Annotated in this window: 8 protein-coding genes; 3 read left to right on the top strand and 5 right to left on the bottom strand. The window is 49.7% G+C overall.

The genetic code is table 11. From position 1 onward, the window contains the following. The first annotated feature begins 151 nt into the window (after window positions 1–151). From HPS53_RS03840 to HPS53_RS03830, 3 genes are all read left to right on the top strand, one after another. Window positions 152–1,816 (top strand): sigma-70 family RNA polymerase sigma factor, encoded by a 1,665-nt coding sequence (locus HPS53_RS03840; protein WP_172204508.1) that lies wholly within the window; start codon window positions 152–154, stop codon window positions 1,814–1,816. A gap of 82 nt (window positions 1,817–1,898) precedes the next feature. Continuing rightward, window positions 1,899–2,975 carry a radical SAM/SPASM domain-containing protein gene (locus HPS53_RS03835; protein ID WP_104370313.1) on the top strand — a complete coding sequence of 359 codons (1,077 nt, stop codon included), beginning with the start codon at window positions 1,899–1,901 and terminating at the stop codon, window positions 2,973–2,975. A gap of 23 nt (window positions 2,976–2,998) precedes the next feature. Then, entirely contained in the window at window positions 2,999–4,084 is a 1,086-nt protein-coding gene (locus HPS53_RS03830) for a Gfo/Idh/MocA family protein (RefSeq protein ID WP_172204506.1), read from the top strand. 149 nt (window positions 4,085–4,233) lie between these two features. On the opposite strand, the gene guaA is transcribed toward HPS53_RS03830, so the two are convergent. The 5 genes from guaA to HPS53_RS03805 form a co-directional block, all read right to left on the bottom strand. Continuing rightward, window positions 4,234–5,778: a glutamine-hydrolyzing GMP synthase gene (gene guaA / locus HPS53_RS03825; RefSeq protein ID WP_172204504.1), complete on the bottom strand. Its 1,545-nt coding sequence runs from the start codon at window positions 5,776–5,778 to the stop codon at window positions 4,234–4,236. A 44-nt stretch (window positions 5,779–5,822) separates the two neighbouring features. Beyond that, window positions 5,823–6,587: a nucleotidyltransferase family protein gene (locus tag HPS53_RS03820; protein ID WP_253942811.1), complete on the bottom strand. Its 765-nt coding sequence runs from the start codon at window positions 6,585–6,587 to the stop codon at window positions 5,823–5,825. A 48-nt stretch (window positions 6,588–6,635) separates the two neighbouring features. Beyond that, window positions 6,636–8,165 (bottom strand): phosphotransferase, encoded by a 1,530-nt coding sequence (locus tag HPS53_RS03815; protein ID WP_172204502.1) that lies wholly within the window; start codon window positions 8,163–8,165, stop codon window positions 6,636–6,638. Between the two features lie 256 nt (window positions 8,166–8,421). Next, entirely contained in the window at window positions 8,422–12,708 is a 4,287-nt protein-coding gene (locus tag HPS53_RS03810; RefSeq protein ID WP_172204500.1) for a CARDB domain-containing protein, read from the bottom strand. A 143-nt stretch (window positions 12,709–12,851) separates the two neighbouring features. Continuing rightward, on the bottom strand, window positions 12,852–15,659 hold the full coding sequence (locus HPS53_RS03805; RefSeq protein WP_172204498.1) for a M6 family metalloprotease domain-containing protein: 2,808 nt from the start codon (window positions 15,657–15,659) through the stop codon (window positions 12,852–12,854). Between the last annotated feature and the right edge of the window lie 507 nt (window positions 15,660–16,166).

Raw genomic sequence — 16,166 nt, 5'->3', positions numbered from 1 at the left:
AAGAAAAACAAAGCGTTAAATCCGTGACTTTATTATTACATTTAAAAGTTTTACACCATATAAGGCTTGTCGTCGTTTAATGTATTTTAACCAATCGCAAAGCAGTCTTTTCCGCATTTATAAATCTTCATATCGTAAAAACAATTCAGATATGGATACGGAGAAACTCGTGAAACGCGCGAAAAACGGCGACACAGAGGCTTTCGGGTTACTGTACGTGGCATACGCCGAAAAGATGAAAGGCGTGTGCATCAATATTCTCAGACACGACACAGACATAGCGGACGACCTTGTGCACGACGCCTTTGTCGTTGCGTTAATGTCTGTAAACAGGCTGCGAGACCCGAAAAGATTCGGCGAGTGGCTTACTACCATCACGAGAAATATCACACTGAAATACATTAACGACAGAAAGCGCGAAAATATCGTGGCGCTTTCCGACGCACACGAGGAATACATGACTGATCCGGAAAGCGGCCGCGAAACATATACCGACATTACGACCGAAGAGCTTATATCACTGACAGACAGACTGCCAGAGGGTTACAGGCACGTATTCCGGATGTCTGTGGTCGAAGGCTTGTCCCATAAGGAAATCGCAGAGACCCTCGGTATCAGGCCGCACACGTCGTCATCGCAACTGTACCGTGCAAAAAACATGCTAAGAAAAATATTGGCCGACAGCATGACCCCGGTACTTATAATCATATCCATTATATTGCTCCCTGTATATAAATATTTCGAAACAAAGAAGGACACCGAGGTGGCGGGTAACGAAAGCACAGGCGGAAGGACAATAAAAGATATGGACGGGCGGAAGAAGGATACACAGCAAGACACAGGGACATACGGGAAAACATCAGCACACATATATACAAACGCAACCGACACGCATAAATACCCTGAAAAAGATACAGGGACAAAGGCAAAAGCCCATACTGACACAGGCACAAAAAGCACAGAAGGCGAGACGGATGAGCCCAAAGACAGCGCACAGAACGCTCCCGCCATACCACCCTTACATCCCGAACGCCGACAATACACCCACACGGCAGCCAACAAAGGAAAGAAAAGGCTACGCAAATGGGAAATGGTAGTGGCCGGATCTGTCGGCCCCGCTCTCGCACATAACATATACAAGATGATTTCCACTGGAGGCAACAGTCCGGACATAGACACTTCCATCCCTGCAAACATAAGCACATGGGAAGAACTTCACGAGTATCTGTCGGCCAAGCAACATCCCGGCACACCGGCCGACACCACCCTGCTTACAGATATCGCCAAGAGCAACAGCGGAAAGATCGTGGAACGGGAAAAACACGAGAAGCCTGTCACAATAGGTATCACACTGACCAAGAAAATAAACAGCCGTACAGCTTTCGAGTCGGGACTGCAATACTCGCTGTTGCGTTCTTCATCGTTCATGGGAGGCGAAAACCACATACGCAACGACAGAAAGATACATTATATCGGCATACCGCTGCGCATGTCATACCGCATTGCCGACTACAAGAAACTGTCGGCATACTGCACGGCAGGCATGGTAGTGAATATCCCGATAGGCGGGAGGAGCAAAGAATGGCTGGTGACGGACACCATGTCCATGTGCACCGGCAGCCGCAAACTAAATGTTCCGTTCCAATGGTCGGTCAACGCAGGCGCAGGCATACAGTACGACATAACGCCAAATATCGGGGTCTACATCGAACCGACACTTAACTATCACATACCCACGGGCAGCGGAGTGCGCACCACATGGTCGGAACACCCGTTCTCATTCTCCGTTCCGTTCGGCATACGCCTCACGTGGTAGTAAAAAAAACGATGACAGCAGGCAGTCTTTTGACGGTTGAGGTCTCTATACTCACAGAAACCAAAACATTATCAAAAGAAACATGTACAACCTCAACGACTATCTGCGCAGCGGATTTACATACGTCAACAACAGCATCCGCCCCGGCCACAAGCGTCTCGACACCCTGATGATATACGCTACCACACGATGTCAGTCTGCATGCAAGCACTGCAATATATGGAAAAAGCCGCAAGAGCATCTCACTCTTGCCGACATAAAGAGGCTGATGACGGCAAAGTGCGTCACAAAGAACACTAACATAGGTCTCGAAGGCGGCGAGTTTGTGCTGCACCCGCAAGCCGACGAGATCATGGAGTGGTTTATGGAGCACCATCCGAAATATACGCTGCTGTCGAATTGCCTTGCCACACGAAAAACCATAGAGGCCGTGAGAAAGTATCGTCCCGCGCGACTGTATGTTTCACTCGACGGAGACAGGAAGGCATATAAACGGATGAGAGGCTGCGACGGATACGACAAAGTCATCCGGGTAGTTGAGGAAGTGAAAGACGACATACCCGTATCGCTCATGTTCTGCCTCTCGCCATGGAACAGTTTCAAGGACATGGAGCACGTCATAGAAGTAAGCAACCGCTATGGCGTGGACATAAGGATAGGCGTATACGGCACCATGGCTTTCTTCGACACCGCCGTTGACATGCTCGACACCGGCACGGAGGGATATAAGGACAGCATACCCGAATGCGTCCACAACACAGAAGAGAACTTCGACTTCATCGCACTGTACGACGAATGGAAAAACGGACGCCTCAAGCTGCCGTGCCACAGCATCCGCAGCATGCTCGCGGTGCACTCCGACGGAAATGTGCCTATATGCCAGAACCTCGACATCTCGCTGGGCAATATTCATGAGAAAACACTCGACGAGATCTTCAATTCCGAGAAAGCACGCGAAATACAATGCCGGTATTCACGAAAATGCAACGGCTGCTGGATAAACTTCCACCGAAAGTACGACATAATCCTGCTACGCAATCTTGAAAGACTGATGCCACGTAAAATCATAGAGGCTTTCTTCGGAGAATATCATTGGAGCGAAAACGGTAAAGAGACATACAGGCAATACATCAAAAGGACGGCAAGGCGAAATACTTGAAAACAAACCACATACACGCAAACATGACATTTACGGAAAATATAATACAGAGATATAAGAGCATACGAACCCGCCGACAGTTGGGCGACGTATGCCGCAAGCGATACGCTTTCGTGGGAATAGGCAGTCACAGCATTGCCAACCTATACCCGGTACTGGCACACCTGCGCGTGCCGGTGAAGTACATCTGCTGCCGGTCGACAACCAAAGCCGCAGTGGCAGCGGAGAAGTTCTCCGGCATCAAAGTAACCACATCGCTCGACGAAATTCTGGAAGACAACGAGATTGCCGGTGTCTTCGTGTCGGCATCACCTTCGGCCCATTTCGACATCGCCGCAAAAATACTCGGAAGCGGCAAGTCGCTGTTCATCGAAAAACCTCCGTGCTCATCGGCTGAAGAACTTGGCCGACTCAAGGACATGATTATACTACACGGCACTCCGACGGCAATGGCCGGCATGCAGAAACGCTATGCTCCCGCGACACAGATACTGAAATCGAGGCTCAGACACCAAAGGCCGATAAGCTATAACATGAAATACCTCACAGGCTCTTATCCTGAGGGCGACATGCTGTCAGATCTCTTCATACATCCGCTCGACTACGTGACATTCCTGTTCGGCAGAGCGGAGATAACAGGCATCGACAGTGTAAGCCACTCACACGGAGCAAAGACCATGATGCTCTTATTACGACACGGAGACACGGCCGGAACGCTCGAACTGTCGACAGCATATACATGGACGGAAGCATCGGAAACAATGACGATAAACACCCGCCAAGGTGTCTACCGGATACGGAACATGGAAGAACTGAGATACACACGCAAGCCGGCAACACCTTTCGGCATCCCAGCGGACAAGGTCTTCGGCCATCATCCTACATCGACATGCCTGCTGTCGAGAAACAATTTCATTCCGACAACAATAAACAACCAGATATACACACAGGGATTTTACAACGAGTTGAAAGCATTTTGTGACTTAGTCGAAGGAAAACCATCGAAATGCCTGTCTTCATTTGAAACTCTGCAAGATACATACCGGCTCATGGAAGATATCCGGACAAGGACACACGGGAATGCAGACAAAATGAAACGAACCTTTTAAAACAGGCCGGTGACATTGTAAAAGCCGTGATGAAACAATAAAATCCGGATTTGACAGAATTATACATCCATGCCAAATCCGGATTTTATATTATTATTTAAACTTGCAGAACCTATTTGGTTCCGGAGCCGAATATACTCAAAACACAATCACTCCCACTCTATCGTTGATGGCGGTTTCGACGAAATATCATAGCAGACACGGTTCACACCGCGCACTTTGTTGATGATTTCGTTTGACACCTTCGCCATGAAATCGTATGGAAGATGTGCCCAGTCGGCAGTCATGGCATCCGTCGAAGTCACGGCACGCAAGGCAACGGGATGCTCGTATGTGCGCTCATCGCCCATCACGCCTACACTGCGAACGGTAGCCAGAAGCACCGTACCGGCCTGCCATACCTTGTCGTAAAGCCTTTCACCGTCTTCACAGATATAGTTTTGCATGTGGGTGATATATATGTCATCGGCATCTTGCAGTATGCGAACCCTCTCACGGGTAATGTCACCGAGTATGCGCACGGCCAATCCCGGCCCCGGGAACGGGTGACGCTTGATGAGCCGTTCGGGCATTTCAAGCTGATAGCCGGCACGACGCACCTCATCCTTGAACAGCCATTTCAACGGTTCGCACAATTGCAAGTGCATCTCCTCGGGCAGTCCGCCCACATTATGATGGCTCTTGATCACCTTTCCTGTAATGTTGAGACTCTCAATGCGGTCGGGATATATCGTACCCTGAGCCAGCCACTTGGCATCCGTTATCTTCTTGGCCTCCGCATTGAACACCTCAACGAAATCACGGCCTATTATCTTGCGCTTCTGCTCCGGGTCGGTCACTCCTTCGAGGTCTTTGAAGAACTTCTCGCTCGCGTCTACCCCAATCACGTTAAGGCCAAGACACTCGTAATCTTTCATCACCTGAGCAAACTCGTTCTTGCGCAACATTCCGTGATCGACGAATATACAAGTGAGGTTCTTGCCTATCGCCTTGTTCAGCAACACGGCGCAAACGGAAGAATCCACACCACCGCTGAGACCGAGAATGACACGGTCGTCGCCGAGTTGGGCTTTGAGTTCCTGCACGGTTGTCTCCACAAAAGACGCCGGGCTCCACTCCTGCTTGCTGCCGCAGATGCCTACAACGAAATTCTCAAGCAACTGCTTGCCCTGCAACGAGTGGAAAACCTCAGGATGGAACTGGACGGCCCAAAGCGGGGTTTCATTGCCGGCGTAAGCCGCATACTTAACATTGGCGGTAGAAGCGATCACATGGCAGTCATCGGGAATGGCGGTAATGGTATCGCCATGGCTCATCCACACTTGCGAATTATCCTCAAATCCCTTGAACAACGGATCGCCGGCATCAAACATAGTGAGGTTGGCACGGCCATACTCACGGCTGTCGGCCTTCTCGACCTTTCCGCCGTTTCTGTGCGATATGAACTGCGCTCCGTAGCAAATACCAAGTACAGGCAGGCGACCGACAAACCGGCTGAGATCAACCTTGAACGCCTCAGGGTCGTGTACCGAGTATGGAGAGCCGCTGAGGATCACTCCAATCACCGAAGAGTCGTCTTCCGGATACTTGTTGTAAGGAAGAATCTCACAGAAAGTATCAAGCTCACGGACACGACGGCCAATGAGTTGCGTGGTCTGCGAACCGAAATCAAGAATGATTATCTTCTGTTGCATATTATTATTGGTTTTGGTTATTATTATTGTTTTATTTTCATCTGTCAATTATTTCCATCGGCATTACATTGCGATAAGAAAGCCTCCGCATCGGAAAGAATATCCGTTTTTCCGACATCCATCAGCCGAAGACCGTCTTTCACCATTCCCCTTATCCTAATCTTATCACATATTTTCAGATAGAAATCCATTATACCGAACTTATCAGGAAAAGTGTCCATAAGAGAAAAAAGACGCGGAGAAAAGACATGTATTCCGGAAAACGCATACATCCGGCACTTTGATACATCAAGGCCGGCATAAGGGCTGCGCACCTCTCCTGTCTCGACGTTCGTCCATCCTACAAGCGTCATATCATCATCGAAAAGCAGATAACGCGAGGTCGTGCGCCTACTGACAAGCAAGGTCGCGTCACTCGCCATGCCGGCACAGTACAGTTCTGTCAGATTTATGTCACTGAATATATCAACATTATGAATGAGTACCGGCATATCGCTGTCAAACAGCGAGGCCGCATGCTTTATACCACCGCCGGTATCGAGCAACGCCGGTGTCTCATCGGAAACCCGTATGTCTATACCGAAATCATTATTCCGCCGCAGATAATCGACTATCATGCCGGAAAAATGATGCACATTGACGACGATATGTTCAAAACCGGCCCCTTTCAACCGCTCGACAACATGTTCGAGCAACGTTTTTCCACCTACACATACAAGCGCTTTGGGCATCGTGTCGGTAAGCGGTTTCAGCCGTGTGCCAAGCCCTGCGGCAAAAATCATGGCCTGCTTGGACGTTTTGACATTCATTTCCATAATATATTTATCTCTTATAATCACATTGTTCAAGCCTCCGACTTATTTCAATGTAAAGCAGATGTCCTGTTCGCGATGACATATACGAACCTCGATACCGAACTTGCCATGTATATGCTCGGCAAGGTGCTGCGCACTGTACACGCTCCGATGCTGTCCGCCCGTACATCCGAAAGAGAACATCAAGTCGGTAAATCCTCTCTGCATGTATCTATCTACATGTGCGTCCGCCAACTCATATACACTGTCGAGGAATGCAAGAATCTCCCCGTCGTCTTCAAGAAAACGGATGACCGGCTCGTCAAGTCCCGTGAGCTTCTTGTAAGGCTCATACCGTCCCGGATTATGCGTGCCGCGGCAATCAAACACATATCCTCCGCCGTTGCCGCTCTCGTCTTCCGGTATGCCGTTACGGAACGAGAAACTGAATACCCGAACAACGAGCGGGCCTTTCCCGTCATACTTTGAAAACGTGGCCGGGCCATCCTGTGGATGCGCCTCATAGACATTGCTTCCCGCCGTCCGGTAACCGTCGGCACGACTCAAAGCCGGCTGTTCGATACGCGCGAACTGAGGAAGCTCCGTAAGCCTGCGCAACATGTCCACCATATAAGGATACGGAAAACAGTCAAGTTCAAGCAACTCTCTGAGATTTTGTATTGCGGGAGGTATCGAATCGATAAAATGTTTCTTGCGCTCGAAATATCCACGGAAACCGTAGGCGCCAAGCACCTGCAACGTACGGAAAAGCACAAAGAGACTCAGCCTGTTGACAAAATGACGTACAGACGGTACCTCTACATAGTTCTTAAGCGACTGGTAGTACTCCGCCACAAGCTCACGGCGCAGTTTATGCGAATATTTGGCTGATGCCTGCCACAGGAACGAGGCCAAATCATAGTAATAAGGTCCCTTGCGGCCGCCCTGATAGTCTATGAAATACGGATTGCCGGCATCGTCAAGCATCACGTTCCGTGCCTGAAAATCACGATAAAGGAAACTGTCGCACGGCTCGGAGGTAAGGTCCTTGGCAAACAACCGGAAGTTGGCTTCGAGCTTCAACTCATGGAAATCCAGATCAGCAGCTTTCAGAAAACAATACTTAAAGTAATTCAAATCAAAGAGCACACTGTCTTCATCAAACTCCGGTTGAGGATAACAATTACTGAAATCAAGGTCACGCGCGCCGCGAACCTGGAAGTTAGGAAGCTCACGTATAGTCCTTATGAGCAGTTCTTTCTCCTTAACGGTATATCTGCCTCCGGCCGCACGTCCTCCCGCAATGGCATCGAACAAAGACACCGAACCCAAATCCGTCTGCAAATAACGCAGTTCATCATCGCTCACGGCCAACACCGCCGGAACAGGAAGCCTGCGCTTGGCAAAATGATTGGTCAGATATATGAATGCGTGATTCTCGTCGCGGCTCGTTCCTACCACCCCGACCACCGTCGAGCCGTCGGTGGCCGCGAGCCTGTAATAGTCACGGTTACTTCCGGCGACCGGCAGCTTTTCCACTCTTGCCGGTTCCGCTCCCGCCCATTGCTTATATAATTCTAAAAGCTTCTGCATAAAGATGGTGCAAAGAATGCTGCAAAGTTAGACAAAAAAAACGAGGAAACGGGATTTTGCCATATCATAATTAACATATACGACAATAAAAAAATGTATCCTTGCATGGCCTCCCTGCTTTAATGGCAGACAGTCAATCAAACCTATATAATAAATCCGGCAATCAACCTGATATAATAAATAATGTGACCTCCCGTAAAGGAAGTCACATTATTTATTGTTGCTACCAGACCTTACATAAGGCCTTTGGCTCCGATTATCTTACCACTGTCTTCATGACCGTCTTGCCTACCTTGACAATATACACACCGCTCTCAACCCTGACACGGTCTGTCTCTGTCCCTGCGGCATTGTATACGGCCTTGCCGTCAACAGTATATACGCTTACGTTCTCGCCATTTGCGTTTTCCACCACGATAGCCTTGCCGGCAGTGAATATGCGCATTGACTTGCCTGCGATGCCAGCGATGCCGTTAGTTACGTCTACAGTCACTACGTTAGACACCTTTGACTCGCCCTTATCGTAAACGACAGTAACTACATAAGAATGCTCTCCATCAGCTGCGTCCGCGTCAACATAAACTGTTTCGGCAACCGGCTCCGAATTGAGCTTGACACCGTCACGATATACGTTGTAACCTACAATGGCCAAGTCACCAAAGCCTTCTATTGTTTCGTATCTCACATCGTCTATCATCAGCATGAAGCTGCCTTCAGCACATGAGCGAATTGCGAAATACTTAGCTCCCTCCGGCAGTTCTGCCGTATACTCTGTCCATTCTCCGGGCACAACAGATGCCGGCTTTACGGATATAAAGTCTTTAGTGTCTTTGCTACCGGTAGAGTACAGCACCTCTATCTTCTCGGGATATTCAGATGAATAGCTGCGTGCATAGAACGAGATTGTCTGTGCATTACCGCTGAGAACAGGTGAGATAGCCCAGTCGTCAACCTGTCCGTCGTCAGCACGGTACATTGAAGCAAGATACCGAATGCCCGAATGAGCGGCAAAAGTCTGGTTCCAAGTATCGCCATCCGATACATCGTGTACCCAGAACGAACGGAGAGACTGGCTCATAGGCGTACCGTCCACATTGAAGTCTTTACCTTGGAAACCTCCCACTTGTGCGCCATCTCCATCGACAAACGTCCACTCTCCCGCAGAACTTGTAAAGCCATCATAACTCTCAAAGTCGTCCGTTACAATCACAGGCGCGGATACACCCATGTCAGGTTCGCTCCATGTCAGTCTCAGCCCATTATCAGTCTGCATACCCGCAAGATCGGTAACGACAGGGTAATTATTTGTCTTGATGACAGTCTTCACCGTATTCGTGGTGTTGTTGCTCTTATCATTATCGTCAGCAAACTCTACGATGGCTTTCCATACGAGTTCAGACGGTGTCATCACTGTTGTTTTTTCAGTGAATTCAAACGATGTCTGTGCATTGCTTGCGAGTTCGGTTCCGGGAAGCGACCGCACCTTGGTGTCGTTGCAATAGAGGTCTACCGTATATGCGCCGGCTGCCGCCGCTTTGGTTCCTTGGTTCTCAACCGTGACGGTTACTTTCACATCCTCACCGGCAGTAATCGACCCTTTCGCTGCGATACCTTTTGCAACAAGGTTGTTATCAACCATGTTGAACACACGGATATTGTCAAGGTATGCGTTGCACGCGGCAGTAAACGTGCCCTCGATTATCACACGCACCCAGTCTTCATTCGTATACTCGGCCAAAGAAATCTCTGCCTTAGCATAGCTTGTGCCAGCCGTAAGGTCTGCTATCTTCTTTTTGCCTTTGGGAGTAATCACAGTGACAGTCAGAGGAGTTGCCGCATCTGCCGCACAGTCGAATGTGAGTGTAGGATTGACTGTTCCCGCAAGCGCGATCTTACCTGACTGCAAATTAATCCATCCTGCCGTCTTGGCTGCCATCAAGAAGCAACCCCCGTCACCGTCGGAAGCGTTTTCTCCGAGGGTCATACCACCTTGAAGAGAATTGTTGTTGGCATCGCATGCTATTCCCCACCAGTAAGAAAGCTCACCACCGGCTACCGATTCGAATACCGGCACCTGATAAGGAGCACCTGTAACAACTGAGGCATACGCATCATCCGACCGACCGGTTGTGTTCGATGTCGTAACCGCGAAGTATGTGAAACCATGCTCTCCACTGTTCGTATCGTAAGCTACATTGGCAGAAGTTTCCTTCAGACCTGTTACGTAAGGATTTGCATAGTCTGTCACCGGAATCTGCATACCAAAGAAATCCATAATATCAACCGGATAGACATCGTATGTGAAATCGGCCGGATTGATGACATAACCGTTGGCTCCCTTTGTCGGGGCATCCCATGAGAGGTCAACGGAGCCGCTCTTATCGGCAATTGTAATGTTGCTGACGATATCCGGCGTGTCATAACCTACGTAAACTTTCACAGAGGCGGACTCTCCGACCTTATCACCGCAATAAGCCGTCACGGTATAGGTATAGTCACCTGCGCTTGGAACATTGTCGTCCGATATGACAACCTCCGCTCCGGCAGCTTTTGTCTCAGAGTAAATCTTCTCGGCGTTGCGCTCAACGACAACCTTCACGTCTTCTGTTATGTCATCGCCATTGACTTTCTTGGCCGGAACCGAGAATGTGACCGTGGCCTTATTGGCACCCTGTGCATCGGCAACGACATTAAGGTCGTCGACTGTGGCAGGCGCCAATTGGTCTATTTCCGATATAGAGAAGTTGTCAACAAAAAGATAGAACTTATTCGGATCCGATATTGCGTGGACGGCGATATAGTATGTACCGTCTTCCGATACCGTAAACTCCGCGTTTCTGAGAGTAGTGAATTCCTTGGCAGTCACTTCGGTTGCGGCTATCACCGGGATAGTAAGTTGGGATACCTGTGCCTTTTTACCGGCCAATACTTCCACACGTTCAACATACGATATACCATTGGAAGCGGCATCGACAGATACCTTATACTTCTTACCAGCCTCCAAAGCTACGCCCGGGAACACGAGATAATCGTCAGCTTTATTAGTGGTACTATAACGATAACGCGCCACCATGCTTTTTGTCGTTGAATGCTCTTCTATCGTGAATGTGCTCTTATCATTGTTGGCATCATAGATAGCGGCCTGCGCCCGCTCTTCCTCCGTATCAAATGTGTTTTTGTAAGGTAAATCGGCGGTAAGCTCTGTGATGACAGGCTCAACTATTTCCTTTTCCTCCGCACTGAGTACCACGTCCGAATACCAGTTGAGATAATATACGCGATCCTCTGCCGCATTGAAGAGAACTTCATCCTTGAATGTAATGGTCTTGGCACCGGCATCGTATGTTGCCACCGCATCCTTTATCACGGCTGCCTCTCCTGTCGCGTCAACACCAATGAACCAGCAATCGTATGAGCCATACTGGCCCGCATACTGGAACTTGGCGAACGTGATGTTATTACCATCAATAGTACCCTTCACCCACGCTGAGGGGAAATCTTCCGATATACCCTGCACGTAAACGTCGTTGTCAACGAATGCGACGTTCACTTTTTGGTTATTAACAGGGGTCTCGTCACTATTTGAGACAGATACACAATTCATGTACCATTCGGTAGGTGCGGCACCGGCAGGCAGCGTGACGGGTTCCGTAGAAGGAGCCACATAAGTGGGATCGTATGTCAGAACGGTCTCCGCATCGCCATAACCTCCATTCGAGTTGTCATCATCCCATAACAAACCCATATAATAAGCATCGGCCTCTTCCGTGAAAGCAGCCGTGCCTTCAAGAGTAAGCACGTCACCGTCTACGGTGAACGTGAAAACCGGCGCATATTCATCAGCTGCCTGAATCTTGCCGGCAGTGGTGATAACAGCCCAACGAAGACTTGCTGTCGCGTTGTAATCAGCATCATAATCCAACGGTTGACGGGCAGCCACAGTAATGACATTTCCACTCTTCGCACCTTTCACCCATGCGCCTGTCGTATAGCGCGTGATAGGGTTCTTGATGTAAACATTGTCACCATCCTCAATGACAGTGACTGCACCCGACTGGCTTCCCATAGCCATCTGGTTGTTGGAAGGATAATATGCCGTTCCGGTAGCGGCACGCTGATAGTACTTCGGAGCAACACCCGCAACGTCGGTAATGATACCATGGGCATCGGTGGTTACGGTAACGTTGCCTTCCTGAGTTGTTGTCTTACGCGCCGTCGACTTGTAAGGCTTGCCTGAAGATGCCGAACGATAGCCGCCAAGCGTCCATGTGTTGATAACTTTCCCCTCTATGTTCCGGAAAAAACCGTGCTTTACACTGTTTTTACGTAACACAGAAGAAGACTCTTCCTTAGCGGCCGCGGCTTTTTCCGCCATTGCAGCCTTCATCTCTTTTACCTGTTTTGCTTCCTTTGCCAACGTCTTCATGTCGACAAGCTGCTCCAGCTTATTGGCAGAAGCTGTTTTCTTCTTTGCCAAAGGAAGCTGCGCGAATGTCAACGATGCAACCATCGCGACAACAGCAATAGTAAACATTTTTTTCATTATTGTCTACTTTGGGGATTATCTTGTTTTCTCACCTCACCGGAAGAAATCCCCTTTTATTCCGGCAAAGTGTGTCAGAAGCGTCCTGCCTCTTTATATTCTTATTTCATATTCTTTTCTCTTTCAAACGATATATAAGCCCGCTATCTCACCGATATTTTATGGTTTTCGTCGCCTAACCGCACTATATACAATCCGGCAGCGGGGAGATCCAGTACCGCCGGCCCGTTCACCTTCCCGGCATATATGACATGACCCGATATGCCGAATACCGTAATCGGCAGTTCCTTGTCATCGGTGTCAAGGATGAGTTTCCGGCCGTCTGCCCTGACACTCTTCCGCATGCATACCACATCCCCGACACCCGTTTCTTCCGACGGGAGAGTCGTCACTTTAACCTTGGCAGAGGGCAACGAGCGCATGCCACCAGCACAGCCGGTCACCCGGTAATAATATGTAGAAGACGGTTCCAGCCCTTTAACATCAACCCTATCCGTAGCGTATGTGAGCTCCAAGGTATATCCGCCGGCCACATTCTCGTCTCCTCCCCATTCCACGATTATGTCGTCAAGCGCCAACGAGCCTTTTGTCTGTAAGTCATAGGTGATGCTCACCGCTCTCGTACCACTTGGGATCGAGTCTATTCGTGTGACCGAGCCACCCGCCGCATTGACTACCGGAAGCGAGGCCACGTCTTTCCACGCACCCTTTTCGTTGCAGGCGCTTACTATAATCCGGTTGTCTGCCGTAGCTTGCACGCCCCTGTGCCAGAAAGTCAGCGAGCGTACATCGGCCGAATATACCGGCGACTCAATATATCCGTCACGGGCAAAGCGCAGCGACGGCACCGCCTCGCCCGAATATGCCGTGTTGGCATAAGACAGCGTGGAGTTTGTCTTCCACCCCGCCGGCAGGTTTCTCACACCGTCCGCAAAGTCAACCGTGTCGCGGAAAGGCTCACCAAGCGTGATTTCAAATATGTCTATGAGATACCCCGTGGCGTCCGCCATCATTTCCCAACGTGCCTCAAACGATTTGTCTGTCACTTTCTCGGCCGGCAATGACTTTGGCGACAGGTATTCGAACGTGGCTTCCGACGTGGTTACAATTATCTCGTTCGAGGCTTCGCTCCTGCCTCCTTCGCCCACGGCATAGACCACATAGTAGTAGGTCGTTTCAGGACTTAGTCCTGTCACCGCGGTCGCTCGCGCTCCGTCCGCATCGCGCATGTTGTATCCGTCCACATAAACAGTCATCTCCCTGCCACCGGGTGTGGTCTGCTTTGTGTATACCGATATCTTATATGACGATGCCACAGGCGACGGTTCCCAGTTGGCCGTAAACGAAACGGCCGTAATATCAGTGGCGCCGAGTGCCTTGACGGGATCGGGCAATTCAACACCGCCGGCCACGGCAAACCTTATCACTCCGCCGGTCTCGGTGATGCCGGTTATCGGCAGATTTAGCCGTGTTCCGTTCCAAGCGCGCATCGACGGATTGGTGTCGTCGGTGAAAGACGCCACATTGCCGGTGCCTGGAAAGGCATCGCCCGCCCGCGTATATTCGGTCGGCCTGCCATCGGCCTCTTCGAGGTCCACATACTGATGGGAGGCGTTGTTGTTCACTGTGTTTTGAGCCCACACATATTCATCAAAATCCACGTGCCACACGAGCATTCCATGGCCGGGTATATATTTGTCCCACCCTTCCTGCTGACGGTTTTCGAGCAGGAAAAACTCGTTTTCGTCGGCCGTTGGGATGATGCAGGCTTTGTTACGGCTTATGGCTTCCATTGTCATATTGGCCGGACGGTCGATAACCTGCGGCGAAATCCACCCGAGAGCGTAACGCTCGTACACCGAATAGAGCGGCGGCGTGCGGCCGTCGTTATTGTATGGCCCGTAGTCGAGCACCGACCATGCTCCCGGGGTGAAAGCGCCCGTATAGCTCGTGGCATAAAGGTCGGGCAGCCCCATGACATGGGAGAACTCGTGAATGAACGTACCAACGCCGTCGGGGCGCGAGCCTTCCCACTCATTGCTGCATGCATACCGGTCGAGTCTCACACCGTCGAATATGCAAGGAGTGTTCGTGGCCGATGTTACATTCCACGAATGCGGCCACACGGAACTGGGGCTTCCGCCACTGGCCTCACCCCTGCCGGCATAGAATACGAACACATTATCTATATACCCGTCTCCGTCACGGTCGTATTCAGAGAAGTCTACCGTAGGGTCGAGTTGCCGGCATGCCTCTATTGCCATCTGCTCCGGATTACTGTCGTTGCCGTTATAGTCGTTTCCGCCATAGTAGCTCATGTTCTGCGACAGCGTTACAGGACCGTAGACATCAAACTGCGGACGGAACTGATTGACGGAAGACTCCCGGAAGTACTCTGCCGCACAGCCTGTGCCGCCATAGTCAGAAAAGCCGTCTTCATTAAGCATGCGGTTGAAATAGTCGTAAGGATCAGACAGATTGAACTTCACATCCTTATACTCCACGAGCACCACAAGACCTTTCTGCTCTCCTTTCGACGGGAAGCCTGTCTCGAAAAGTCCCACATTACGACGAGGGGCGAGAGCCGCACGGCGACGCACGTCACGGTTTTCAAGAGCTGTCATGACTGCCGGAAGATCCACCTTGGCAAGATAATCACGAGCCTCGGCCGAACGCATGCCGACAGGACGTGCCTGTATGTCCGAACGCACGATATTGCCATGGTCATCAGCGGAGGCATAGTAAAAAATGTTTTCTTTATTTACAATCAGATAACCGTCTTCGGTGAGATAATGGTGCGAACGCTCGTCGCCGACGATGCGAACTTTCAACTCCGTTCCGTCGGCCTGACGCATGGTGACAAGCCCCGGCTTGGCCGGAATGGCAAACGCTCCGACACAAGCGGACAGAGCGACAGACGTTATCAATATGAATCGTTTCAAGCTTTTCATTTGTTCATTTTATCACAATCAGCAATACTTCAATTACTTTTTAACGGAATAACCGCTCAATTATCGACATTTTGGTATCACCATGTGCAAAGATATGTTTTTTATATAAATTTTTACTAATTACCTCCCCGATTTTAAGATTTTTTTACATAAAGATTAAATAAAGGCTTTATCACATGACATAAATCAATCCGAATACCATCTTTTCATGTCATTATGTCAAAACAGACAAAAACGACCAATGATGACCGTCATTATCGAAACAATGCTACATGAATGGCTGTCAGATGACATTTCGATGCGCAAAGATACCAACGGCAAGAGATCTCAGGCCGGTTTATCCGGCAAAACGGGTAGCTATCAATAATATTGACAAAAGCCCGTTTATATTTCGATTATTTAAAAATCAAAATCCCACGGCCGAAAATAAGCGAATTATGAGCCGTTTCACATAAGTACCTGTATCTCAACCCAATACGCTTACCGCACCCACTTCCACTATCAAAC

The organism is Prevotella sp. PTAC, from assembly GCF_013166535.1.
GTDB lineage: Bacteria > Bacteroidota > Bacteroidia > Bacteroidales > Bacteroidaceae > Prevotella.
This window is presented reverse-complemented; position numbering and strand designations above follow the sequence as displayed.

What these genes read in the sequence shown, in the direction of transcription:
- guaA (WP_172204504.1), bottom strand. Translation starts at nt 5,778, where the DNA reads ATGCAACAGAAGATAATCATTCTTGATTTCGGTTCGCAGACCACGCAA.
- HPS53_RS03805 (WP_172204498.1), bottom strand. Translation starts at nt 15,659, where the DNA reads ATGAAAAGCTTGAAACGATTCATATTGATAACGTCTGTCGCTCTGTCC.
- HPS53_RS03810 (WP_172204500.1), bottom strand. Translation starts at nt 12,708, where the DNA reads ATGAAAAAAATGTTTACTATTGCTGTTGTCGCGATGGTTGCATCGTTG.
- HPS53_RS03820 (WP_253942811.1), bottom strand. Translation starts at nt 6,587, where the DNA reads ATGAATGTCAAAACGTCCAAGCAGGCCATGATTTTTGCCGCAGGGCTT.
- HPS53_RS03815 (WP_172204502.1), bottom strand. Translation starts at nt 8,165, where the DNA reads ATGCAGAAGCTTTTAGAATTATATAAGCAATGGGCGGGAGCGGAACCG.
- HPS53_RS03830 (WP_172204506.1), top strand. Translation starts at nt 2,999, where the DNA reads ATGACATTTACGGAAAATATAATACAGAGATATAAGAGCATACGAACC.
- HPS53_RS03835 (WP_104370313.1), top strand. Translation starts at nt 1,899, where the DNA reads ATGTACAACCTCAACGACTATCTGCGCAGCGGATTTACATACGTCAAC.
- HPS53_RS03840 (WP_172204508.1), top strand. Translation starts at nt 152, where the DNA reads ATGGATACGGAGAAACTCGTGAAACGCGCGAAAAACGGCGACACAGAG.